The 21,533-nt window shown below is 49.0% G+C and carries 25 protein-coding genes and 1 riboswitch; of the genes, 13 read left to right on the top strand and 12 right to left on the bottom strand.

Features of this window, described 5'->3' with window-relative positions; all coding sequences use genetic code 11:
- The first annotated feature begins 53 nt into the window (after positions 1-53).
- The 4 genes from HZS85_RS11325 to paaX all read left to right on the top strand — a co-directional run bounded on the left by HZS85_RS11325 (position 54) and on the right by paaX (position 3,847).
- Positions 54-920, top strand: coding sequence for a 3-hydroxyacyl-CoA dehydrogenase (locus HZS85_RS11325; protein ID WP_214856070.1), 867 nt, complete (start codon positions 54-56; stop codon positions 918-920).
- Positions 917-2,125 carry an acetyl-CoA C-acyltransferase gene (locus HZS85_RS11320; protein ID WP_214856069.1) on the top strand — a complete coding sequence of 403 codons (1,209 nt, stop codon included), beginning with the start codon at positions 917-919 and terminating at the stop codon, positions 2,123-2,125. The genes HZS85_RS11325 and HZS85_RS11320 overlap by 4 nt, the downstream gene beginning before the upstream one ends.
- Positions 2,122-2,889, top strand: a complete 768-nt coding sequence (locus HZS85_RS11315; protein ID WP_214856068.1) for an enoyl-CoA hydratase-related protein — start codon at positions 2,122-2,124, stop codon at positions 2,887-2,889. The genes HZS85_RS11320 and HZS85_RS11315 overlap by 4 nt, the downstream gene beginning before the upstream one ends.
- Before the next feature lie 73 nt (positions 2,890-2,962).
- Positions 2,963-3,847 (top strand): phenylacetic acid degradation operon negative regulatory protein PaaX, encoded by an 885-nt coding sequence (paaX, locus tag HZS85_RS11310; protein ID WP_214856067.1) that lies wholly within the window; start codon positions 2,963-2,965, stop codon positions 3,845-3,847.
- 46 nt (positions 3,848-3,893) lie between these two features.
- On the opposite strand, the gene HZS85_RS11305 is transcribed toward paaX, so the two are convergent.
- Entirely contained in the window at positions 3,894-4,433 is a 540-nt protein-coding gene (locus tag HZS85_RS11305; RefSeq protein ID WP_056063771.1) for a gamma carbonic anhydrase family protein, read from the bottom strand.
- Positions 4,434-4,524: 91 nt separating this feature from the next.
- Here HZS85_RS11305 and HZS85_RS11300 point away from each other — a divergent pair, with 91 nt between their 5' ends.
- The 4 genes from HZS85_RS11300 to HZS85_RS11285 all read left to right on the top strand — a co-directional run bounded on the left by HZS85_RS11300 (position 4,525) and on the right by HZS85_RS11285 (position 7,207).
- A complete protein-coding gene (locus tag HZS85_RS11300) occupies positions 4,525-5,463 on the top strand; it encodes an NAD(P)H-dependent flavin oxidoreductase (protein ID WP_214856065.1) in 939 nt (312 codons plus the stop codon).
- A gap of 136 nt (positions 5,464-5,599) precedes the next feature.
- Positions 5,600-6,028: a DMT family transporter gene (locus HZS85_RS11295; protein WP_214856064.1), complete on the top strand. Its 429-nt coding sequence runs from the start codon at positions 5,600-5,602 to the stop codon at positions 6,026-6,028.
- 15 nt (positions 6,029-6,043) lie between these two features.
- Positions 6,044-6,712 carry a Crp/Fnr family transcriptional regulator gene (locus HZS85_RS11290; protein WP_214856062.1) on the top strand — a complete coding sequence of 223 codons (669 nt, stop codon included), beginning with the start codon at positions 6,044-6,046 and terminating at the stop codon, positions 6,710-6,712.
- 12 nt (positions 6,713-6,724) lie between these two features.
- The gene (locus tag HZS85_RS11285; protein ID WP_214856060.1) at positions 6,725-7,207 is read left to right on the top strand and encodes a DMT family transporter; all 483 of its coding nucleotides are present in this window, start codon (positions 6,725-6,727) and stop codon (positions 7,205-7,207) included.
- 76 nt (positions 7,208-7,283) lie between these two features.
- On the opposite strand, the gene msrA is transcribed toward HZS85_RS11285, so the two are convergent.
- A complete protein-coding gene (gene msrA / locus HZS85_RS11280; protein WP_023467010.1) occupies positions 7,284-7,814 on the bottom strand; it encodes a peptide-methionine (S)-S-oxide reductase MsrA in 531 nt (176 codons plus the stop codon).
- Between the two features lie 94 nt (positions 7,815-7,908).
- Positions 7,909-8,012, bottom strand: a riboswitch (SAM riboswitch).
- A 62-nt stretch (positions 8,013-8,074) separates the two neighbouring features.
- Complete coding sequence (locus HZS85_RS11275) at positions 8,075-9,253, bottom strand: M20 metallopeptidase family protein (RefSeq protein WP_214856057.1); 1,179 nt, start codon at positions 9,251-9,253, stop codon at positions 8,075-8,077.
- A gap of 77 nt (positions 9,254-9,330) precedes the next feature.
- On the opposite strand from HZS85_RS11275, the gene HZS85_RS11270 reads away from it, so the two are divergent.
- Positions 9,331-9,624: a putative quinol monooxygenase gene (locus HZS85_RS11270; protein ID WP_035411012.1), complete on the top strand. Its 294-nt coding sequence runs from the start codon at positions 9,331-9,333 to the stop codon at positions 9,622-9,624.
- Between the two features lie 55 nt (positions 9,625-9,679).
- Here HZS85_RS11270 and HZS85_RS11265 read toward each other — a convergent pair whose 3' ends face one another.
- A complete protein-coding gene (locus tag HZS85_RS11265; protein WP_251137967.1) occupies positions 9,680-12,034 on the bottom strand; it encodes a C40 family peptidase in 2,355 nt (784 codons plus the stop codon).
- Positions 12,035-12,175: 141 nt separating this feature from the next.
- Positions 12,176-12,730 (bottom strand): GNAT family N-acetyltransferase, encoded by a 555-nt coding sequence (locus HZS85_RS11260; protein WP_023467014.1) that lies wholly within the window; start codon positions 12,728-12,730, stop codon positions 12,176-12,178.
- A 269-nt stretch (positions 12,731-12,999) separates the two neighbouring features.
- On the opposite strand from HZS85_RS11260, the gene HZS85_RS11255 reads away from it, so the two are divergent.
- The 3 genes from HZS85_RS11255 (at position 13,000) to HZS85_RS11245 (ending at position 14,515) form a co-directional block, all read left to right on the top strand.
- A complete protein-coding gene (locus tag HZS85_RS11255; RefSeq protein ID WP_035399004.1) occupies positions 13,000-13,329 on the top strand; it encodes a DMT family transporter in 330 nt (109 codons plus the stop codon).
- Positions 13,326-13,643, top strand: a complete 318-nt coding sequence (locus HZS85_RS11250) for a DMT family transporter (protein ID WP_023467016.1) — start codon at positions 13,326-13,328, stop codon at positions 13,641-13,643. Before HZS85_RS11255 ends, HZS85_RS11250 begins: the two co-directional genes overlap by 4 nt.
- A 128-nt stretch (positions 13,644-13,771) precedes the next feature.
- Positions 13,772-14,515, top strand: a complete 744-nt coding sequence (locus tag HZS85_RS11245) for a general stress protein (RefSeq protein WP_214856055.1) — start codon at positions 13,772-13,774, stop codon at positions 14,513-14,515.
- 111 nt (positions 14,516-14,626) lie between these two features.
- Here the strand turns inward: HZS85_RS11245 and HZS85_RS11240 are convergent, their stop codons facing one another.
- Positions 14,627-15,442 (bottom strand): aldo/keto reductase, encoded by an 816-nt coding sequence (locus HZS85_RS11240; protein ID WP_214856053.1) that lies wholly within the window; start codon positions 15,440-15,442, stop codon positions 14,627-14,629.
- Between the two features lie 132 nt (positions 15,443-15,574).
- Here HZS85_RS11240 and HZS85_RS11235 point away from each other — a divergent pair, with 132 nt between their 5' ends.
- Positions 15,575-16,600 (top strand): iron-containing alcohol dehydrogenase, encoded by a 1,026-nt coding sequence (locus tag HZS85_RS11235; protein ID WP_214856052.1) that lies wholly within the window; start codon positions 15,575-15,577, stop codon positions 16,598-16,600.
- Positions 16,601-16,654: 54 nt separating this feature from the next.
- Here the strand turns inward: HZS85_RS11235 and HZS85_RS11230 are convergent, their stop codons facing one another.
- The 6 genes from HZS85_RS11230 to HZS85_RS11205 form a co-directional block, all read right to left on the bottom strand.
- Positions 16,655-17,617 carry an EAL domain-containing protein gene (locus HZS85_RS11230; protein WP_214856051.1) on the bottom strand — a complete coding sequence of 321 codons (963 nt, stop codon included), beginning with the start codon at positions 17,615-17,617 and terminating at the stop codon, positions 16,655-16,657.
- 177 nt (positions 17,618-17,794) lie between these two features.
- Positions 17,795-18,058 (bottom strand): DUF1294 domain-containing protein, encoded by a 264-nt coding sequence (locus HZS85_RS11225; RefSeq protein ID WP_251137966.1) that lies wholly within the window; start codon positions 18,056-18,058, stop codon positions 17,795-17,797.
- Between the two features lie 18 nt (positions 18,059-18,076).
- Complete coding sequence (locus HZS85_RS11220) at positions 18,077-18,814, bottom strand: TPM domain-containing protein (protein ID WP_214856050.1); 738 nt, start codon at positions 18,812-18,814, stop codon at positions 18,077-18,079.
- The gene (locus HZS85_RS11215; RefSeq protein WP_029340715.1) at positions 18,811-19,404 is read right to left on the bottom strand and encodes a LemA family protein; all 594 of its coding nucleotides are present in this window, start codon (positions 19,402-19,404) and stop codon (positions 18,811-18,813) included. Before HZS85_RS11215 ends, HZS85_RS11220 begins: the two co-directional genes overlap by 4 nt.
- 108 nt (positions 19,405-19,512) lie before the next feature.
- Positions 19,513-20,349 carry an undecaprenyl-diphosphate phosphatase gene (locus tag HZS85_RS11210; protein ID WP_214856049.1) on the bottom strand — a complete coding sequence of 279 codons (837 nt, stop codon included), beginning with the start codon at positions 20,347-20,349 and terminating at the stop codon, positions 19,513-19,515.
- Between the two features lie 331 nt (positions 20,350-20,680).
- The gene (locus HZS85_RS11205; RefSeq protein WP_023467025.1) at positions 20,681-21,493 is read right to left on the bottom strand and encodes a ZIP family metal transporter; all 813 of its coding nucleotides are present in this window, start codon (positions 21,491-21,493) and stop codon (positions 20,681-20,683) included.
- Positions 21,494-21,533: the final 40 nt, after the last annotated feature.

The following is a 21,533-nucleotide window of genomic DNA, read 5'->3' as shown; positions in this document are numbered from 1 at the left end:
CCGTCGGGAAGTCCAGCCTTTTTTAACAGCACAGGGGATAAGGGGGAAGTCAGATGATAGAACAAATCGTTGTCGTCGGATCCGGCGTCATGGGACGTGGCATTGCGTACGTTGCCGCACACCGCGGATTTCAGGTGACACTCGTTGATATCAAAGAAGCGTATGTCGAAAGTGCCTATCAAGAACTCGAACGCATCGCGGAGAAAGGCATCGCGCGAGGCAAAATGTCCGCGAGTGAAGTCGAGGGACTGTTCGATCGATTAAGTTTGTCGACGGATTTAGCAACAGCTGCACAACAAGCGGATCTCGTCATTGAGGCGGTACCGGAACAACTCAGCATTAAACAGCAAGTCTTTGAAACGTTAGAAGCGAATGCACGTCCGGACTGTTACTTTGCGACGAACACGTCGACGATGAGTCCGACGGAAATTGCCTCTTTTACGAACCGGGCGGACCGGGTCATGGCGATGCATTTCTTCAATCCGGTTCATTTGATGCCACTGATCGAGCTCGTTCGTGGTCTTGAGACGTCGGATGAGACGGTTGCTGCCTTAGAGAAAGTGGCGCGTCAGATGCAAAAGGAAACGGTCGTCATCCGTGAGTTTCCCGGTTTTGTGACTTCACGGATCAGTGCGCTCGTCGGAAACGAAGCGTTTTATATGTTGCAAGAAGGGCTTGGAACACCGGAAGAGATCGATAAAGCAATCAAACTCGGCTTGAATTATCCGATGGGACCCTTTGAACTGGGTGACTTGGTCGGACTCGATACTCGACTCCACAACTTAAAGTATCTCCATGAGAAACTCGGTGAAAAATACCGTCCGGCACCACTGCTTGAACAGTATGTCAAAGCCGGTCGACTCGGTCGTAAAACAGGTCGTGGGGTTTACGACTACACGAATCGTGAGGTGACGTCATGAAACGTGTTGCCATCATCGATGCCGTTCGGACACCAATCGGTCGCTATAACGGCGCGTTGCGTCAAGTTCGCCCGGATGATTTAGGGGCACGTGTCATCGAAGCGTTGCTGAAGCGCAATCCACAAGTCGATCCAAAGACGATCGAGGAAGTCATTTTCGGCAATGCGAATCAGGCGGGGGAAGATAACCGGAACGTCGCCCGGATGTCCGGACTGCTGGCTGGTCTACCGGTCGAAGTCGCCGGTACGACGATCAATCGCTTATGTGGATCAGGACTCGATGCTGTCATCGCAGCCGCTCGCGGAATTGCCTTAGGTGAAGGGGACATCTATATCGCTGGAGGAACGGAAAGCATGACACGTGCACCGTTCGTCCTCGCGAAGCCGGATCAAGCCAACCCGCGTGGCAATCAGACGATGTATGATACGACGATTGGCTGGCGGTTCGTCAATGATCGCTTAGCAGATAAATATGGAACGGATTCGATGCCAGAGACAGCTGAGAACGTCGCCCGTCAGTACGGCATCTCACGCGAAGCACAGGATGACTTTGCGTTTGAGAGTCAGCAACGCGCAAAACGAGCCATCGAGGCAGAGCGCTTCACGGAAGAACTAGTTGCGGTTACGCAAATGGATCGAAAAGGCAACGTCAGCGTCTTTGATCAAGATGAACACCCACGCCCTGAGACGACACGTGAGAAACTCGCGACGCTTCGTCCTTTATTCCCGAACGGTACCGTGACGGCGGGAAATGCATCTGGCGTCAACGATGGTGCGTCGGCGCTGTTATTGATGAGTGAAGAAAAAGCAAACGAACTCGGCTTGACACCGCTTGGGTATTACCGAGCGAGTGCGACAGCAGGCGTTGAACCCGCCATCATGGGCATCGGACCGATCGACGCGACGGAAAAAGTTCTCCGGCGGGCAGGATTGACGGTCGAACAGCTCGATCAGATTGAGTTGAACGAAGCGTTTGCGGCTCAAAGTCTTGCTTGTATTGAAGCACTCGGTCTACCGAGCGAAAAAGTCAACGTCAACGGCGGAGCGATTGCCTTCGGTCATCCGCTCGGCGCAAGTGGAGCGCGGATTTTGACGACGCTACTGCATGAGATGCGCCGGACGAACCGGACATATGGTCTTGCCACGATGTGTGTCGGAGTTGGACAAGGGATCGCACTCGTCGTCGATCGGGAGGGACTCGTATGATTCATTTGGAACGAGAAGGCTATATCGCGATCGTCCGGATCGATCGCCCAGAACGGTTGAACTGTCTCGATTATCCGACACTTGTCGCCTTACAGGAACAAGTCGATATGTTGTCGGTCGACTCGGAAGCGCGGGTCGTCCTGTTCACCGGAACCGGTAAAGCTTTCAGTGCCGGCGCCGATTTAAAGGAACGCGTACATTTGAATGAAGAAGAAGTCCGACGTAATGTCCTTGCGATTCGCAACGTCTTCACCTCGATTGCACAATTACCTCAACCGACGATCGCTGCCGTCAATGGGCACGCGCTCGGTGGTGGCTTTGAATGGATTCTTGCCTGTGATTTCCGCTTTCTCGTCGAGGATGCACTCGTCGGGTTGACGGAGACTAGCTTCGGAATCATTCCTGGGGCTGGCGGAACACAACGCTTGCCACGATTGATTGGGGAGACCCGGGCAAAGGAATTGATCTTCACGGCGAAAAAAATCGATGCGATGACAGCAGAACGGTACGGACTCGCGACAGCCGTCGTCGCCCGGGAAGCGTTGATGACGACCTGTCTTGAGTTTGCCCATCAAATGTTACAGAACGGACCAATCGCCTTGCGCCAGGCGAAGCGAGCGATTGATCAAGGGCGGGACGTCTCGCTCGAACAAGGACTGCAGCTCGAAACGGAAGCTTATGAAGTCGTCATTCCGACGGCTGATCGTCAGGAAGCGCTACAAGCCTTCGCTGAAAAACGACCACCACGCTTTGAAGGAAGATGAGGATGGTCGACGTTTGAAATAACCCGTATACTAACGATACACACTATGAACGACTGAAGAGAGAGTGAATACCATGAGTGCGAACACCCAATCAATGATCTTTACGATTTACGGCGATTATATCCGTCATTACGGAAACAAAATCTGGGTCGGGAGTTTAATTCGACTCGTCAAAGAGTTCGGACATAACGAACAAGCCGTTCGGGTCGCAGTATCCCGGATGGTCAAACAAGGCTGGCTCGTCTCCGAGAAGCAGGGGAGTAAAAGCTTCTATTCGTTGACGCCGCGTGGGGTGGAACGGATGGAAGAAGCAGCGCGCCGGATCTATAAATCAACACCGCACGACTGGGACGGGAAGTGGCGGACGTTAATGTACACGATTCCTGAGGATAAGCGACAGATTCGCGATGAGCTTCGTAAAGAACTGACGTGGAGTGGGTTTGGCAACTTATCAAACGGGGTCTGGATTTCGCCGAATCCGCTTGAAAAAGAGGCGGAACGATTGATTGAAGCGTACGAAATCGAAGAGTATGTCGATTTCTTCGTCGGTGAATACCACGGTCCAAAGCAAGACCAATCCCTTGTTGAGCGCGCTTTTCCACTAGAGGAATTGCAGGAACGTTACGAAACGTTCATCACGGATTATAGCCGGCAATACATCGTCCATCAGAGTCAGCTCCAACTAGGAGAAATGACGGATGAGCAATGTTTCGTCGAACGGACGATGCTCGTACATGAGTACCGGAAATTCCTCTTCACGGATCCGGGACTCCCCCAAGAACTATTACCGGATGCTTGGAGCGGACACCATGCGGCACTGTTGTTCGAGCAATATTACCGTCTGCTTGCGCAACCAGCGAGTCGGTTCTTTGAATCAATCTTTGAAGAGACACACGATGTGTCACAACGTAGCGCTTCGTATGATGCAACAGAACACCCGCTGTTTGCGGAACGATGATATACAAAAAAGCGGGACGGATCGCGCGATCCGCCCCGCATTCGTGTCATTCAGATGTGTTCTGTTCAGCTGATCCTGCGAGGATATTTCGGAAAGCATATCCTTTATCGACGTAGGAATCAATCGACTCCTGAATCATCGCGAGATCCGCTTCCGTCAGTTCACGCACGACTTTACCGGGTGAGCCGATGATCAGCGAACGGGGTGGGAAGACTTTTCCTGATGGAATCAACGTGTTCGCCCCGATGATGCATTCTTCACCGATGTCTGCATGATCAAGAACGGTCGCGCCCATTCCGACGATCGAACGACGTCCGATTTTACAGCCGTGTAAAATCGCGTTATGTCCGACCGTCACTTCATCCTCGATGACGACAGGTGCGCCTTCGTACAGATGAATCGTTGCGTTGTCTTGGATACTGCAGCGTTTGCCGATTGTAATCGGTCCTTCGTCACCGCGTAAGACAGCGTTGAACCAGATGGTAGACTCGGAACCGATCGTGACGTCTCCAATCAGATAAGCGCCAGGAGCGATGAATACATCGGATGCTACGTTCGGATGAATCGATTGATACGGAATCTTCATAACAGAACGACCTCATTTCTAGGATAAGATGAACTACTATTCATTCCCTGTCAGTATATCATGCGGTGGGAGTCGAGAACGGAGGAAAGATATGTTTCCGATTTGTGAGCTATTCAACATTCGTTATCCATTGATCCAAGGAGGGATGGGTAACATTAGTCATGCAGCACTCACGGCAGCGGTGTCGAATGCCGGAGGACTCGGAACGCTTGGGTGCGGTACGTTGTCGGTCGATGAAGTAAAGTCTCGGATTCAGGAGACACGAATCCTGACGGAGCAACCATTTGCCTTGAACATCGCGATTCGTGTATCTCCTTATACGGAAGCACTGATTGATCTCGCGATTGCAGAAAAGATTCCGGTCGTCTCTTTGTCGGCGGGAAATCCAGCACCGTACATAGAGCGACTTCAAGCCGCTGGTATCAAAACGATCGCGGTTGTCGCTTCAGTCAAACAGGCAGTAAAGGCAGAACAGGCAGGGGCAGATGTACTCGTAGCGGAGGGAGTTGAAGCGGCAGGCATCAATTCACCGCTCGAGTTGACGACACTGACCTTGATTCCGCAACTTGTCGATCGGGTCAACATTCCGGTCCTTGCAGCAGGTGGGATTGGCGATGGGCGTGGACTAGCAGCTGTCCTGTTGCTTGGTGCTGCCGGCGTCCAGCTCGGAACACGGTTGATCGCGACGGAAGATGCGAAGGTCCATCCAGTTTATAAATCGCGCTTAACGGATGCGACAGATACCGATACACGCATCATCGGGCGCTCCGTTGGATTTGTCCGACGTGTCCTTGATGGTCCTTACGTCGAACACCTCACAGCCAAGACACCTGCTGCTTTTCTCGATCAGACGAATGAGTCGTATCATATTACAGGCGCTCTTGAAGGCGATGAAGAGAAAGGATATGTCAACGCTGGACTGGTTGCCGGTTTGATTCGTGATGTGCCAACGGTTGCTGAGTTGTTTACGCGCATGATGGAGGAAACAGAGGAACAGCTGAAGCGGACGACTGCTCGTTTTGCGACATGAACATACAATGATGACCCGTAAACCCGCTTGTGGAAAGCGGGTTTTTTCATGTTTTTTTGAAAATGGGACATTTGTCCTTTTCAAGTGAGGCACGAATAAGGTCTACTCTAGTGTAGAGATTAAAGGAGGAGATGACGTGCAAGGAGTCGTGTTTGCTTTGATGAGCGGTCTGTTCATCGCCCTGCAAGGCATATTCAATGCGCGCCTTGCGACAGGCGTCGGACCGTGGTTATCCGTATTGATCGTCCACTTTGTTGGTCTGATGGGTTGTTTAGTCATTTATAGCTTCGTACGAGATCGGAAAATCGGCGGATTCCGTCAGTTACCGTGGATTTATGCGAGCGGTGGTTTGATTGGCGTGCTAGTCGTCGTAACGGAACTGACAGCGATCCAAAAACTCGGCATGACATGGGCGATGTGTTTGTTACTCGTCGCGCAGATTTTTTGTGCCTTTCTGATTGATTTAAAAGGATGGTTCGGTGTCTTAAAAAAACAAGGAAATCGTGGTCAGTGGGTTGGTGTGGGTCTCATGCTTGCAGGAGTTGCGATTTTCTCACTTGCCTAAAGGGAGGGAACGAACATGGAAACCGTCATCCAACAGTATGGACTAGATACGATTTTAACGGAAGAGACGCGCGCTTGGTTGCGTGAAGAAACCTTCCGAAAAGGAGAACTCCTCTGTACGACCGGTGCGACAATCGACCGGATGTACTTCATCGTCGCAGGCAAGGTCAAGATTTCTGCTGCTTCGTCAGAAGGAAAACAACGGATTTTACGATTCAAAACACCACTGACAGTGATTGGTGACGCTGAATTCATCAACGAACGGGAAGTGCTGAATACGGTCGAAGCAGTGACCGATGTCGATGTGTTGAGCGTGCCGTATACGATTTTACGCGAGCACAATACAACGAACGTCTTTCTGCAATTTTTACTAAGAACAATTACAGCGAAGTGGTATGCCGATTCGAAATCAGCGTCGCACCACGTACTCTATACGGTCGAGGAGCGATTTGCAGGCTACTTATTATCGATTGCGTCCGAAGCTAGTGACAGTTTGTTTTATCAGGAGATGCGGACGTCGAACCTGCATGACGTCGCTGACTGGCTTGGAACGAGTTATCGCCATCTCAACCGGATCATCACGAAATTATGTGAAGAGGAGATTCTCGTTCGACGACGCGGGAAAATCATCATCGTCGATTTGGAGCGGATTCGCGAGAAGGCGAACGGCAACAGCTATGAGTAAGGAGGAACGAACATGGTAATAGGAATCGTGTGTGCCGTGTTGGCAGGGATGTTAATCAGTTTACAGACGGTATTGAATGCTCGGATGAGTGACGCGTTCGGTGCTTGGGCGACAACGACGCTGGTCTTCTTCGTCGGTTTCATCGGAGCAAGTGTCACGTATGTTCTGTTTCGTGGTGGAACAATCGGACAGATCCAAAACGTATCGCCACTCTATTGGTTTGGTGGACTTGTCGGTGTCGGCGTCGTTTTTTGTGTCATGCGTGGGATTCAGTTGCTTGGTCCGTCCATCGCGATCTCTGTCGTTCTGATTTCGCAGTTAAGCTTTGCTCTTGCTGTTGATACGTTCGGCTGGTTCGGTTTACCACAAATTGATTTATCGTTCGGTCAGCTCGTCGGTCTCGCCGTCATGGTATGTGGGATCTTCGTTTTGAAGCGGTATCAAGTCGTCGCGCCGGAAGAGAGGGCGAAGGATCAAGTAGAACGTGTTTCATGACTTATTTTTTTCATAACAATGGAACAGGTCAGCAAACAAATGTTTACTGACCTGTTTTTTATATGCATTTTTTGAATTAGACCGTCGTCGTATCTTTCCATTCCTGCTCGATGAAAGCATCGCGACCAGAAGCAGCACGATCTTTTTTATAGTGTTCTGGATTTTTCTTATGGAAGTCTTGATGGTACTCTTCCGCCGGATAAAATTCAGAAGCGGCATCAATCCGCGTCACGATCGGTTGTTTGAAACGATTGCTTGCAGCAAGGGCGTCACGGGAAGCGATCGCTGCTTCGTGCTGTGCATCCGTATGATAGAAGATCGCTGGTGCGTACTGCGTGCCGCGATCTTGGAATTGACCTTCTGCATCCGTCGGATCCGTTTGTGGCCAGTAGAGTTCGAGCAGACGCTCGTACGGGAACAGGCTCGGATCAAACGTGATTTGGACGACTTCGAGATGTCCCGTCGTTCCTGTTTTGACTTGCTCGTATGTCGGATTGTCGACGTGTCCGCCCATGTAACCTGATACGATTCCCTCGATTCCTGGTAATTCTTCAAACGGTGTCACCATGCACCAAAAACATCCACCTGCAAATGTTGCTTTTTCCATCTGTCTCTTCCTCTCCGTGGGAAATCCCCATTGTATGTCTGACAGCGAGAAAACGAAAACGACTCCTTCGCTTGGTTGCAAAAGGAGTCGCCGCTTTTTATCAACCAAAGCTTTCGCTTTGCTGGTCGTAGCACCTTGCTATGCGCAGGTTGCTGGGACGTCATCGATCCAGATCTCTCGGTCCACTCTTGATAAGGGTATATGAAGTTGATGTCATTCGTTATCATTGTTGTGATGATACCATTCACACAGAAATAAAGTCAATCCTTAGGTTTCAAGGCACGTAAAACCGTCGCTCCGAGTGTCTTCGCACCAATCAACAACGCCTGTTCGTTAATTTCGTACTGCGGATGATGCTGTGGGTAGTTGACGCGACCGTCCGTATATCCGGAGCCAGTAAAGAAATAACTTCCCGGGACATGTGTTAGATAATGCGCGAAGTCATCCGCAGCCATCATTGGTGTGAGTGCCCGGACGGATGCTTCCGGTAAGAAAGAAGCGGCTTCCTGAACAAGTTTTGTCTCGTCCGGATGATTCCAGAGCGCCGGGTAACCAGTCGTGAAGTCGATTGAATAGGTGGCCCCAATGCCGGCACATGTCGTTTTGGCGACAAGATCGACTTCTTGCCGGAGCTGATGCCGCAGTGTCTCATTGAACGTCCGAATTTCGCCGACGATGCGTGCTTCACCCGTAACGATGTTCGGCGCCGTTCCCGCATGGAAGGATCCGATTGCAAGAACTGCCGGCTCGAACGGATCGACCCGTCGACTGACGAGATGCTGTAAGTTACAGACGAGCTGCGCTCCAGCGACGAGCGCATCTTTTGTTTTGTGCGGTGCTTGCGCATGTCCACCTTGACCATGAACGATGATTTCGAATTCGTCGATTGCACATAATGTATGTCCTTTCCGAAACCCAATCGTGCCAACCGGTAAATCATTTTCGAGATGTGTCGCGAAAATTGCATCGACCCCTTCGAGGACGCCGGCTTCGATCATTTGGATTGCTCCACCGGGAAAGACCTCTTCGCCATGCTGGTGGATGATCCGAATCGTTCCTTGCAATTGATTACGTAACGGATAGAGCGTAGCAGCGAGTGCCATCACCATCGCCGTATGACCATCGTGTCCACAAGCATGCATGACCCCGGGATGGATCGACCGGAAGGCAAGCGTCGTCTCTTCCTGAAGCGGTAAAGCATCAAAATCGGCACGGACAGCAATCGTCGGACCAGGCTGTTTGCCTTCGATCGTCGCGACGACACCACGACCTCCGACGGCTGTTTGATGAGGAATGCTTTGTTCTGCGTAAAAGGCGGCAATCCGTTCTGGTGTGCGGACTTCCTGGAAGGATAGTTCCGGATGGCGGTGGAAATCACGGCGTAATGCGATCATCGTCGGTTCGAATTGTTCGAGTGCTTCAAAAAGTTGAGTTTGCATGTTCTAGCTCCTTTAACGTGTGTCTTTTTGTGAAAATGGGTACAGATACAGGTAATCACGAAAGGGGATAATGTAACATGGGAGAAATCGTCGTTAATGCTGTACTTACCATCAAAGCTGGACTTGCGGATCAAGTCTTCCCGATTTTACAAACGGTTTATCATGCTTCACAAAAAGAAGAAGGATGCTTACGTTATTCCTTGCACCAATCGATCGAGGATGAGCATCAATTCATGCTGTATGAAGTGTATCGGGACGAAGAAGCGCTTGAAGCGCATATCGCATCCGACCACTATAAAGCCTATCGTGAACAGATCGAATTATACTTGATGGACCGACAAGTGGCGAAATACGTCGAGATGACTTTCTGACGTGTTGCGATAAGAAGAGACGAACCCGTCGAAACCGACGGATTCGTCTTTTTTATTACATCGATTTAAAGCCGAGGAAATGCTCCTGCCAACGCGGTTCGTAAATCGAGTTGATTTGAAGCTGTGAACCGCCTGCATGGATGAAGTGTTCGCTATCGAGCATGATTCCGATATGCGATGGACCATCCGTGTAGGTGTTCTGGAAGAAGACGATATCCGAGCGTTTACCACTCGAGATACTCGTCCGGCGATTCGTAAAGAAAGCACCATACCAGTAGCCACGAACATTCGTCCGACCACCGTATTTTCCAGCCTTGTTCGTCGCGTAGTGAATCAAACCGGAACAGTCAAAACCACCGTTCACGGCATCTTGCGAACCCCATGTGTATGGTGTGCCGATATGTTGGACGGCTGCTTGGATCAGCTTTTCACCACGCGTATTATTCTTTTTAACGACCCGTTTATCGGACGTGATCGTCACAGCGGATACAGGAAGATAAACAGGTGTCCAGCCTGACTGGATGACATAGAAGTTTCCGACTCGATGACGCGGATAAACGCGTTTGCCTTGTTCAACGAGTCCGCTATCTTTAGGACTAGTTGGACTTGCGAAGAACGACGTCGTCTGTTTGACGGTATAGATTTTCGCCCGGTCGATCGCTTTTTGTGTCAGTTTCATATCGGGTTTGCTCGTGCTGATATAAGGGTTGAGGACGTAACCCGTTTGACCATTTGCCAGGCGAACTTGCCAAAAATCATCATCAATTGATTTTAGACCAATTAGTTTCGTCCCTTTCTTCAAATAGGCAGCTGGGCGACTGTAAGCGACGTCAGCAGAGAAGAGTGGAGTTTGATCTAGATGAACATAAAATGTCGTGCCTTTTTTTGCTTTTGCCGTCGGCTTGTTCAGTCCGATGCGACTCGAATCGACGAAACCAAAGGTGTTTTTATATTTGACGCGTGTATAATAACCGCTTTTTCCGTAGATCGAAATCGAGGTACCTTTTTTTAGTGTGCCGATTTTTTTGCTCGAAAGTTTTGCCTGCGAACGAATGACGACATCGTCTTCCGTCACGTAGCGTTGACCAGTGACGTCATACAGATCCGGCTTTTTCGTGACGAGATCCGTCGTTTTGACGTAACCGTAGACCGATCCTTTTTTCAAGCGTGTGTAACTGCCGCTTGTGCCGTAAATCGTTAGCTTGTCAGCTCGTTTGACGGAATACATGATTTTGCTCTTCGTCGACGCAGATGTGTAGACGGACAAGTTGCGTTTCGCGTATCGTGTCCCGGTTGATGCATAAACTTTTCCAGTACCGAGATCAGCTGTCTTGACGTAAGCGTGAACTCCACGGAAGATGATCCGGCTATAGGCACCGCTTGTGCCATACACCGTCAGCAGCGTATTCGTTTGATGTTGCTTTAAGACAGGACTTGAAGATTTGGCATCCGAATAGATCGGTGTAGCACGCTGAACATAGAGGCGTGCAGTCTTCGAATAGTATTTCAATGTACCAAGATGTGCCGTCAGCACATAGGCATACTCGTCGTTTCGTTTGATTCGTGTAAATGAACCCTCGATGCCGTACGTCTGAAGCGAAGTATTCACAGGAAGCGATTGTACGACTTTTCCTTTCGTAGTCGCAGTAGCATAGACCGTCGTCTGCTGTTGGGCATAACGTAGCCCTGTTTCTGGATGGTTCACGACCGGCGCATCAGCTAAATCAGCCGTCAATACGAAGGCGTAACCCGTTTTAGTCGCCACGCGTGTAAAAGTACCGATCGTACCGAACGTTTCGAATGCTTGATTTTGAGTGACAGCTGTCTTCGCGCTCGTCGTCTTCGGCTCAACGAAAAGAGAAGTCGCTCGTTTGGCATAACGCGTTCCAACTAATTTCGGAAGTTGCTCGAGTTGTGTCGTAGAGACGTAGACGTATTGCTCGTTCCATTTCAGACGCGTGAACGTGTCGAAAGTGCCGTATGTATCAATTCGCTGATAGGCGGGAAGTGTCGTCACGACGGTGGAATCAAATGGTGAAGCAACTAATGAGAGTGGACTTTTCGACGTCAGTGTTGCTTGTTTTTGAAAGACAGGTGCTGTTTGCGTTAACGCGTTTGTTGCGACATAAGCAGCACCTTCTTGCCAACTGACACGGGTAAAGTCACCGTCCGTACCGAGCGTCTTCAGTGTCGTTCCTGCTGGTAGTTGTTGAATGACCGTTGCGGAATCAGCCGTTTGTAGCAACGCGGTATCCTCTTTCACATAAGCCATCCCGGTCGTCTCAGTGACTGTTTGTGTTTCTGCTGTCGGTTGAGCAGGTGGCGATTCAGCGAAAGCGGGTGCGGGTAAAACCGAGCTCAACATTAACGTTGCGGCAAGTCCAGCAACATGAGCAGTCCATTTTTTCATCAAGAGGTTCACTCCAATTCTTAAAATTTGTCATTATGAATAGTGTAGCATGTGATTGTTTAAAAATTGATGAAAATCAAAAAAATAGGAGATTGTCCATAAAAAAACGGTATGCCTCGGCACACCGTTTGAAGTCATATGTTAGTTATCTTCTTCGTGATCCACTTGCCATTCCCAGTCAAGCATGCCGTAAATCAAAGAATCGCGCCAGTGGTCTTCTAAATAGACCGTCTCGCGAAGCTGTCCTTCCTTTGTCATACCGACTTTTTGTAAGACACGTTCAGAAGCGACGTTCCGTGGATCACATGTCGCTGTAATTCGGTGTAATTCTAGTTTTTCAAAACCGAATTGGAGAAGGAAGGAAGCGATCGACGTCGCGTATCCGTTCCCCCATTCATCAGGGGAGAGGACGTATCCGATTTCGGCGATTTTATTCTCAACGTCTGTGATAACGAGTTCACCAGCACCGATGACGACGTCACTTGGAAACGTCACGGCAAAGACATAACGACGTCTTGGTGTCTCGAGTTCACTTTCAAGCGCATCGTGTAGGAATTGTTTCGTATCCGTTTCGGTATTCGGTCCCCATGACTGGAATTGACTGACTATGGGTTGTGAGGCATAGGCGTGAACCGCTTCTACATCTTCTGGTGTAAAACGACGAATCCGAAGTTGATCATTGATTTTATAACGCATGCAGCATCCTCCTCATTCAGATGAAGTCACTTTGATTCTATTTGACAGATGGGGAACAGATTCCTGTTTGACATGGGAAAAAGGGCATGCTAGGGTGGTTGTATCGAATGGAATAGGGAGTATCCTCTAGGGTTCCGTACGGCTGGACCGAGGGAGGAACATGGACGGTTGTCCATGCAACGGAGGGATAAAAGCCCGGGAGTAAAGCGAATCGTCTCGCTTGCTCCCGGGCTTTTTCATTTGAATTTACCTATCAGGAGGCAATTACTATGGCAAAGTATTGGATTGGCATCATCGTCGCAGCGTGTTTTGAAGTGGGCTGGGTCATCGGATTAAAACATGCGGCAACACCACTTGAGTGGGCTGCAACGATCGTCTGTATCATCGTTAGCTTTACCGTGCTCATTAAAGCGAGTAACCATTTACCAGTCGGAACGGTCTATGCTGTTTTCGTCGGCCTCGGAACAGCAGGAACGGTCGTGACGGATATCGTCTTGTTCGATCAAACCGCTTCCGTGATGAAATTAGCATTGATTGCTGTCTTACTCGTCGGCGTCATCGGTCTGAAATTAGTCAGTGGAGAGGAGAAATCAGCATGAGTTGGATTTATTTAATCATTGCCGGAATCTTTGAGATGTTTGGTGTCGTCTTGATCAATACGTTCAATCAAAATAAGAATGCGAAGAATCTACTGTTGATGGGAACAGGATTCGGACTCAGTTTTCTATTTTTGACACTTGCGATGAATGGTTTACCGATGGGAACGGCGTATGCGGTATGGACGGGAATCGGAGCAGCGGGTGGTGCGATTCTCAGCATGGTGCTCTATAACGAATCAAAAGACTGGAAGCGACTGGTCTGCATTGGTCTTGTCTTGAGTGCGACAATCGGCTTGAAACTCGTCGGCGAATGATCGTTTACATGTCAAACAGATGACGTTTTAATGGAACGCATGTTTTTTGGCATATTTTAACGCAAAAGAGGAAATACTCCTTATAGAAGTCACGCATGACAAATCGTGTTAATAAGGGGAGAACATCCATGAAAACGAAACAATATATCGGAACGTTCTATTCAGAGGAAGAATTGATCTCAAAAATGGACGAACTGCACATTCAAGGACACCGGGAGGAAGACTTCTACGTCATCGTCAAGGAGAAATCGAACATCGCACTCGTCCGTAGCCAAATGGACGCAGAAATCGCGACGACGAGACCGTCTTGGATTGATCGGATTCGTGGGAACAAAGGACGCGATCAAGAAGTCGATGATCTGTTCGGGTCACTTGATCTATCAGACAATGAAATCGAACAACGCAAAACGGAAGTCGAAGGTGGGGGCTTCGTTCTGTTACTTGAAGTCCAAGACATCCAGTTCGATCCACATTTAAATACAGACAATACGCATCCTGATGTAAAAGTCCGTTATGGTAGTGGCGAAGAGACACATACGTCATCAGATGCGAACTCCAATGCACAGCTCGGCTCCGGTAATCCGCTTGATGTTGATAAAGATTCGAAGGAAGAGCATGCAGAGATTGATTTGCACCGTGCCGGTACGGATAAGATGCCGCAAGACGAGCAGGCAATCGATCATTCAAAAAAACTCGACGGGAACCGGGAACCGGACATCGCGATGCGTCGGGATGACGATTTCCGCCGGCCGGAAACAGAACGCAAGGAAAAAGAACATGATGCAACGCAAGACGGCGAAGAACATCGCCAATCGAAACATCAATCGGATGACATCGCCAAGCAAGACCATGGAAATAATTTAGACCGCTAAAATAATAGATTAGAATCACGCATCAGGGTCATCATCAAAGAAGGTACCTTCCGGATCAATTCCGAAAGGTACCTTCTTTTTGTATGGAGATTAAACGAGAATCGTCTCGTCTTATTTATGATCCGGATTTGATCCTGTACGCACGTTGGCGTTCAATTGATCTATGGCTTGCATATCAGCGTCTGACAAGCTGAAGTCGAAGACATCAAGATTTTCGCGAATGCGGCTTGGCGTGACAGATTTCGGAATCGCGACGATATCGTGTTGCAAGTGCCAACGGAGGACGACTTGAGCCGGCGTTTTCTGATGACGATCGGCGATATCGACGATGACCGGATGCGTTAACGCGTCGCGTCCTTTCATCAACGGACTCCAAGCTTCAACGACGATACCGTGCTTGCGGCAAAAGTCTCGGATCGCTTCTTGGCTAAGGAACGGATGGAGTTCAATCTGATTGACGGCAGGAACGATTGATCCTTCGGCTAAAATTCGTTCCAAGTGCGGAATATGGAAGTTCGAAACACCGATGGCACGCGTCTTTCCTTCTGCATAGAGATGTTCGAGTGCCCGCCATGTCTCGACATAACGATCCTCTTTTGGCATCGGCCAATGAATCAGGTACAAATCGACGTAATCGACACCAAGCTTTTGCAGACTCGTCTCGAAAGCGGCAAGTGTCTCTTCGTAGCCGTGATCGGAATTCCAGACTTTCGTCGTCAGAAAGATCTCTTCTCGGGGAATGCCCGAATCACGCAGCGCACGACCGACACCTTCTTCATTTTCGTAAATCATCGCTGTATCGATTGAACGATACCCAGCGCGGAGTGCTTCGCTGACCGCTTCATATACTTCTTCTTCCGGTACTTTAAAGACACCATATCCGAGTTGGGGCATACTGATGCCATTGTTTAACGTGATCTGTTGCATCGATTCATCGACTCCTTTGTAGTGAACTGTTGTCTTTTCTAGTGTACGCTCTCCTTCTATGAAAATCGAATGATTGCCGAAGCGAGTTCTTTTGCGTATACTGAGCGATAACAAATATTAGGAGGCGATTCTGTGATTCGACAAGCTGTTTTGCAATACATACATGAGGAAAACGCGCTCGATCAACTTAAAGAAGTGATAGGTAATCGTTCAGCAGTCCTGATTCATGGACGTCAAGCCTATGAAGCAGCTGCTTTTGCTTTACCGGCATTACCACGTCTTTTATTTGAAGGGCATTGTACGGATCAACAGGTGGAAGCTTTCAAACAAGTATGTGCTCCGTACGATGTGATTCTCGCGCTCGGAGGCGGGAGTGTCATCGATACGGCAAAACAGGTCGCGTTTCAATTGAGACGCCCGATCATCATCATTCCGACGATCGTCTCGAACTGTGCTCCGTGGACTCCGCTCAGTGTCATGTATAACGAAGAGGGACAGTATATCCGATTTGATACGTTCCCCGTCGTGATTGAAGCCCTTTTACTCGATCATCGGATCATCGCAGCGAGTCCGTATGATTATTTTGTAGCGGGGCTCGTCGATACGTTAGCGAAGTGGTATGAAGCACGTGCCTTAAGCGGATCATCGGCTGAAGATCCCGTCATCGAGATGGCACTTCGGACGGCTGAACTTTGTAAGGATCTTATCTTGTCGACGAATATAACGGAAACGCGTTTTCGTGAGTATCCCGTTGAAATGCAACATCTCGTCGAAACCGTCATTCCGTTAGCCGGAAGCATTGGTGGTTTTGGTGATGCGGCGACGCGTGGTGCAATTGGACACGCAGTGCATAACGCGTTATCGCCTCATCCAGAAACGCATGCGTTCTTGCACGGGAGTAAGGTCGGTTACGGACTACTCGTTCAAGAGAAGTTACTCGGACATGATGATGATTATGCAGAGTTGCGTGACTATCTTCTTGCACAAGAACAGCCGACGGCACTCGCAGACTTCGCATTATCGCTTGATGTCGTCGAAACACTTGCTTTACGGACATCGAAAGAGGAATTGTGTCGTCTGTTGCGTCCGATCGTGTCAATGGAACAACTAGTGGATGCTATTACACGGAACGAGACGGTTTTCGTTTCGACGACTTAACATAAAAAGACGCACATGTGCCGAATAATCATCAAACGGTCCATGTGCGTATTTTTATTGTGCTTTCGCAAAGCGAGCATAAGGAGCAGGGCGACCGAGTAGGTATCCTTGACCAAGATCGAAGCCGAGTTCGCGGCAAAGATCGAGTTCTTCTTGCCGTTCGATGCCTTCCGCTAAGATTTGAATCCCCATTTCTCGTGTCAGATGACGGGCTTTTCGTAAAAAGGCTTCGTTTTCTGAGTTCGTATCGCAGTGATCGATGAAGGAACGATCAATTTTAATATAATCTGGTTGAAGCAAGGACAACATATCGAGTGTCGAGAAACCAGCGCCGACATCGTCCAGTGCTACTTGAATGCCTTGCTTTTTATACTGTTCGAAGACGTGTTTCAAATGGTTGACGTCTTCAATTTTTTCCGTTTCGACGACTTCGAAGACGAGCCGACTCGGATCGACTTGATAACGTTCGACGATCTCAAACGTATGGCGCAGGCAGTACTCCGGATTATAGATCGTCGAAGGGAGAAAGTTGATGAACGTTTTTGTTGTGCCACCGATATGATGCGTCGCACGGATGGCTTCTTCACGCGCCCGCTGATCAAGACGGGAATGAAGCCCCATCTTCGAGGCAGTGGAGAACAGGACACCCGGTGAGATCGGCGTGTTGTCATCTGCTGCGCGCAGTAAGGCTTCGTTCGCGACGAGGATATTTTGTTGAATATCATAAATCGGTTGCAGATGGCTTGTCATGACGCCGTGCTGGATAAAATCAATCGCTGACCGATGCTTTAGCTGTTCTAAGAGTGCTGAAGCTAGGATAGGTGCTGTCACATAACGCGATTGTGTGGCGCGACAGGATACCGGATAATCCGCTACACGCAAGAGCGACGTCAGTAACTGTTCGAGTTGTTCGAATGATTGATAGGAATAGATTTCTGGTGTTGGTGACTGGATATGGAGTGCTCCCGCTTCAATAAAACGGATTGATGTCGTGCATTCGGCGCAAGGATGCCACATAAAAAGATGTCCACCTCTCGATACATCAAAAGATGTATTAATTAAATTGGTTAAACTCTTTACCCTGAGAGAAAAAGAATTTAAACCTATCTTTTATAATCATTGACCTCATCCCAAAAAGAGAAGGGAACGACGGACACATTTCCGTACGTTCCCTTCTCTATCGGTCACATTATTTCATTGTGAAGTGTAAAATATCCAGAAAGCGAGATGCAACACAGCTGCAAGCGGCACCAGCCATTGGAATTTCGCTTTCCGTGTCTTATGCCGGACTGTATACATACCAATCCAAGAACCGAGCGCACCACCGAGGAAAGCAATCGTTAATAGTGTCGCTTCCGGTGTCCGGTAAGCATGTTGTCGTGCTCGACGTTTATCCTGCCACATCGAGACAAATCCGATGAGTGTCAGGAGGAGGTAATACCCTAAGATGATCCTCATGAAAAAACGACTCCTTTTCTACCGTTCGGCACCACCACCGCCGGAACTTCCGCCACCACCACGACTGCCACCATTTCCACCGCCGCCACGCATGATTGCGGAGAAGATGTTCAAAATCGCGAAGAAGAACATACCACCGGTGAACTTCATATCGAGGAACAATAAGATCAGTAATCCAGCACCAATCAGAATCTTCGTCCACAGCGGAAGCCCACCATCATTTTGAGATTTCGGAGGGTCTTGCGACTCAAGCGACTGATCTTTTGAAATGACACTGACGACAGCTTTGTATGTTTCGCTTGCTGCTTTTCCATACTGACCATTCTCTTTATAAGGGACCGCGTATTGATCGAGGATACGACCGGCCGTGATATCGGTCAGAACCCCTTCGAGTTTATAACCGACCTCGATCCGAAATTGGCGATTCTTTTCGTTCGGAGCGACGACGACGAGTACACCATTGTCTTTTCCTTTTTGACCGATTCCTTGTCGCCGGAATGTTTCATTGGCGTAAGAACTTAAGTCCTGTCCTTTTAGATCGGAAACCGTCTTCAGCACGACTTGCGCCGTCGTGTACTGTTCGAGTTCCTGACCGAGTTGCGCGAGTTCGGCTTCTTCCGACGGTGTGAGCAACTGAGCATCATCTTGAATGAAAAAGGCTGCTCCCGTTCGTTCTGAAACGGCACTAGCCGTCGGAACGAAGAGGAAGAAGACGAGGAACGCGCTCAACAGAAGTCGCGTCCACCGCCGAATCATTTCGAATCACTGTTAAAGTCGACAGTCGGATTTTCTCGGTCGCTGTCTGAAATTTCGTAATACGGCTTTTTCTCGAATCCGAATGCAGAGGCATAGAGTGCTGTTGGGAAGCTCCGACGTTTTTTGTTATAAAGCGTCACGGCATCGTTGTAATCCTTGCGGGCGATCCCGAGACGATTTTCTGTTCCTTCCAGCGTATCCATCAACGATTGGAATCGTTCGCTTGATTTTAGTTCCGGATAAGTGGTTTGCAAAGCAATCAATCCACGAAGCGAAGACGTGACTTGTTGATCGGCTTCAATCCGTTGTTCGGTTGACGCGGCGCGCGCAAGACCAGCTTGAGCTTCAGCGACTTTGCCGTACACTTTTTCTTCTTGACCCGCGACACCTTTGACCGTTTCGACGAGGTTCGGAATTAAATCCGCACGACGCTTGATCTGGTTATCGACTTGCGACCATTTATTCGATACATCTTCTTCTACATTGACGAGGCTGTTGTATTGGCCGATTGCTAAAAACGCAATCACGACGACGACAACGACTCCGATGATTAATGGGAGTTTTGATCGACTCCGACTTCTGCGTGCCATATGGCGTTCACTCCTTTAAGTATGTCTCATCCCTATATACCCTTAACCGAATGAATTAGTTTCAAAAAAAATAAAAAACCGTCAGCTAAAATAGCTAACGGTTAGAATTTACATGTAGACGATGATAGCAAGAACAGCTGCTAAGACAAGACGATAGATCGCGAACGGAACGAGTTTGATCTTGTTGATCAGCTTCAAGAAGAAACGAATCGATAAGAGGGCAAACACGAACGATGCGATAAATCCGACGGCATAGAAACCGAAATCACTCGCATGAATGTTATCCCAGTTCTTAACGAGTGAGAGGAAACTAGCACCGAACATGATCGGTACGGCCATGATGAACGTGAAGTCAGCTGCCGTCCGGTGATTCATGCCGAGGAAGACCCCTCCTGAAATCGTTGAACCAGAACGGGAGAAGCCAGGCCAAAGGGAAATACATTGGAACAGACCGACGAATGCTGCTTGGCGATATGTAATCTGATCAAGCGATGTCGTTTTAGGTTCCTTTGGTCCGAGTTTATCGGCTGCAATCATCAAGAGGGCACCGACCGCAAGACCGATGATGACAGTTTCAATCGAGAAGAGATTCTCATCGATGAAGTCCTCGAATAACAATCCGAGAACAGCTGCTGGTAGAAGACCAATCAAGACGTGACGTAGCTTTAACTTGTGTGTTCCTGATGCGTCGTGCTCTCCTTCGATCTTATATAAACCGATCAAGCTGAAGAGGCGTTTCCAAAAGACGACGATGACAGCTAGAATCGATCCGAGCTGGATGACGACCTTAAAGGTGTTCGCCGAATACTTACCAAGAAATTCTGTTGTTTGTAACCACATGTCATCCACGATGATCATATGACCAGTCGAGGAGACAGGTGCGAATTCCGTCATCCCTTCGACGAAACCGAGTAAAAGAGCTTTCAAGAGTTCAATGATGTGCATGGTAATCTCCTTCTATAATGATGTGCTATGTAAAAACATATCATGTTTTATTCTTGTGAGATAGAACCAATCGGAATATCGGGCGCAGGTCTGAGGGAACGTGACCAATCTGATCCGTGAATACGCACTTCGATCATAGAAAGCAAGAGAGACGAAATACTTAGGACAGCAACGCAAACTTCAAGACGAAGTTTGTGTGTAGGACGGCATCTTGAATAAAATCCTCCGCTTATCACACAAGGTCAGGACAACTTCAAATCGAATAATGATTCGAATGGGAATGGATAAACGAGCAGTGGAGGCTTCAATCCACTGCTCGTTGCTGTTGAGCTCAACCTAAAGCGACATCGAGAATCATCATGACCGTGAAACCGACCATTAGACCAAGTGTCGCTAAATCGGATCCGTTCTCTGCTTGTGATTCCGGAATCAATTCTTCGACGACGACGAAAATCATCGCTCCGGCAGCGAACGATAATGCATACGGCAGAAGCGGTTGAACGAAGAAGACAGCCGCCGCACCGACCATCGCAGCAATCGGTTCGACGATTGCTGACAATTGACCGTAATGAAAGGCGCGCCGGCGCGACATCCCTTCACCGCGTAACGGAATCGATAACGCAGCACCTTCGGGCATGTTTTGAATGCCAATCCCGAGTGCGAGTGTCAAAGCCCCGGCGACGGTCGCTCCGTCCATATTCAAGGCAGCGGCACCAAAAGCGACACCGATCGCAAGACCTTCCGGAATGTTATGCAACGTGATCGCAAGAAACAGCAACGTCGTTTTCTTAAGTCCTGTTGAAGGACCTTCAGCTGTTTCAAGTGGTGCGGATAAGTGCAAATGCGGTGTGACGAAGTCAAGGAGACGGACGAAAAATCCACCAGCGAGAAAACCGATGGCGGCAGGAATCCACGCGATGCCACCGTCCTGCTCCGTGAATTCGATCGCTGGGGCGAGCAAAGACCAGAATGAAGCGGCAATCATGACGCCGGCTGCAAAACCAAGCATCATGTTCATGACGCGTTTTTCAATCGTTGTAAAGACGAAAACGAGTGCCGCACCAAGTGCGGTTAATCCCCAAGTCATCATACCGGCAAGTAATGCTTGCACGACGACGGGGAGGGAAGTGAACCAATCCAACATGACTATTCCTTCTTTCCGGGCACGATTTAAAGCGGCGATC

Origin of the sequence: Exiguobacterium sp. s130 (genome assembly GCF_018619055.1) — a bacterium.
Taxonomy (GTDB): domain Bacteria; phylum Bacillota; class Bacilli; order Exiguobacteriales; family Exiguobacteriaceae; genus Exiguobacterium_A.
The sequence above is the reverse complement of the archived record's forward strand: the minus strand, read 5'-3'. Positions and strand labels throughout refer to the sequence as shown.

Excerpts from the sequence above, each read along its gene's own strand:
- HZS85_RS11240 (WP_214856053.1), bottom strand. The coding sequence starts at position 15,442 with ATGCAACAGATCACGTTAAACAATGGCATCAGTATGCCCCAACTCGGA.
- HZS85_RS11315 (WP_214856068.1), top strand. The coding sequence starts at position 2,122 with ATGATTCATTTGGAACGAGAAGGCTATATCGCGATCGTCCGGATCGAT.
- HZS85_RS11320 (WP_214856069.1), top strand. The coding sequence starts at position 917 with ATGAAACGTGTTGCCATCATCGATGCCGTTCGGACACCAATCGGTCGC.
- HZS85_RS11205 (WP_023467025.1), bottom strand. The coding sequence starts at position 21,493 with ATGTTGGATTGGTTCACTTCCCTCCCCGTCGTCGTGCAAGCATTACTT.
- HZS85_RS11245 (WP_214856055.1), top strand. The coding sequence starts at position 13,772 with ATGAAAACGAAACAATATATCGGAACGTTCTATTCAGAGGAAGAATTG.
- HZS85_RS11225 (WP_251137966.1), bottom strand. The coding sequence starts at position 18,058 with ATGAGGATCATCTTAGGGTATTACCTCCTCCTGACACTCATCGGATTT.
- HZS85_RS11260 (WP_023467014.1), bottom strand. The coding sequence starts at position 12,730 with ATGCGTTATAAAATCAATGATCAACTTCGGATTCGTCGTTTTACACCA.
- HZS85_RS11305 (WP_056063771.1), bottom strand. The coding sequence starts at position 4,433 with ATGAAGATTCCGTATCAATCGATTCATCCGAACGTAGCATCCGATGTA.
- HZS85_RS11215 (WP_029340715.1), bottom strand. The coding sequence starts at position 19,404 with ATGGCACGCAGAAGTCGGAGTCGATCAAAACTCCCATTAATCATCGGA.
- HZS85_RS11300 (WP_214856065.1), top strand. The coding sequence starts at position 4,525 with ATGTTTCCGATTTGTGAGCTATTCAACATTCGTTATCCATTGATCCAA.
- HZS85_RS11270 (WP_035411012.1), top strand. The coding sequence starts at position 9,331 with ATGGGAGAAATCGTCGTTAATGCTGTACTTACCATCAAAGCTGGACTT.
- HZS85_RS11210 (WP_214856049.1), bottom strand. The coding sequence starts at position 20,349 with ATGCACATCATTGAACTCTTGAAAGCTCTTTTACTCGGTTTCGTCGAA.
- HZS85_RS11220 (WP_214856050.1), bottom strand. The coding sequence starts at position 18,814 with ATGATTCGGCGGTGGACGCGACTTCTGTTGAGCGCGTTCCTCGTCTTC.
- msrA (WP_023467010.1), bottom strand. The coding sequence starts at position 7,814 with ATGGAAAAAGCAACATTTGCAGGTGGATGTTTTTGGTGCATGGTGACA.
- HZS85_RS11265 (WP_251137967.1), bottom strand. The coding sequence starts at position 12,034 with ATGAAAAAATGGACTGCTCATGTTGCTGGACTTGCCGCAACGTTAATG.
- paaX (WP_214856067.1), top strand. The coding sequence starts at position 2,963 with ATGAGTGCGAACACCCAATCAATGATCTTTACGATTTACGGCGATTAT.
- HZS85_RS11250 (WP_023467016.1), top strand. The coding sequence starts at position 13,326 with ATGAGTTGGATTTATTTAATCATTGCCGGAATCTTTGAGATGTTTGGT.
- HZS85_RS11275 (WP_214856057.1), bottom strand. The coding sequence starts at position 9,253 with ATGCAAACTCAACTTTTTGAAGCACTCGAACAATTCGAACCGACGATG.
- HZS85_RS11230 (WP_214856051.1), bottom strand. The coding sequence starts at position 17,617 with ATGTGGCATCCTTGCGCCGAATGCACGACATCAATCCGTTTTATTGAA.
- HZS85_RS11290 (WP_214856062.1), top strand. The coding sequence starts at position 6,044 with ATGGAAACCGTCATCCAACAGTATGGACTAGATACGATTTTAACGGAA.
- HZS85_RS11325 (WP_214856070.1), top strand. The coding sequence starts at position 54 with ATGATAGAACAAATCGTTGTCGTCGGATCCGGCGTCATGGGACGTGGC.
- HZS85_RS11255 (WP_035399004.1), top strand. The coding sequence starts at position 13,000 with ATGGCAAAGTATTGGATTGGCATCATCGTCGCAGCGTGTTTTGAAGTG.
- HZS85_RS11285 (WP_214856060.1), top strand. The coding sequence starts at position 6,725 with ATGGTAATAGGAATCGTGTGTGCCGTGTTGGCAGGGATGTTAATCAGT.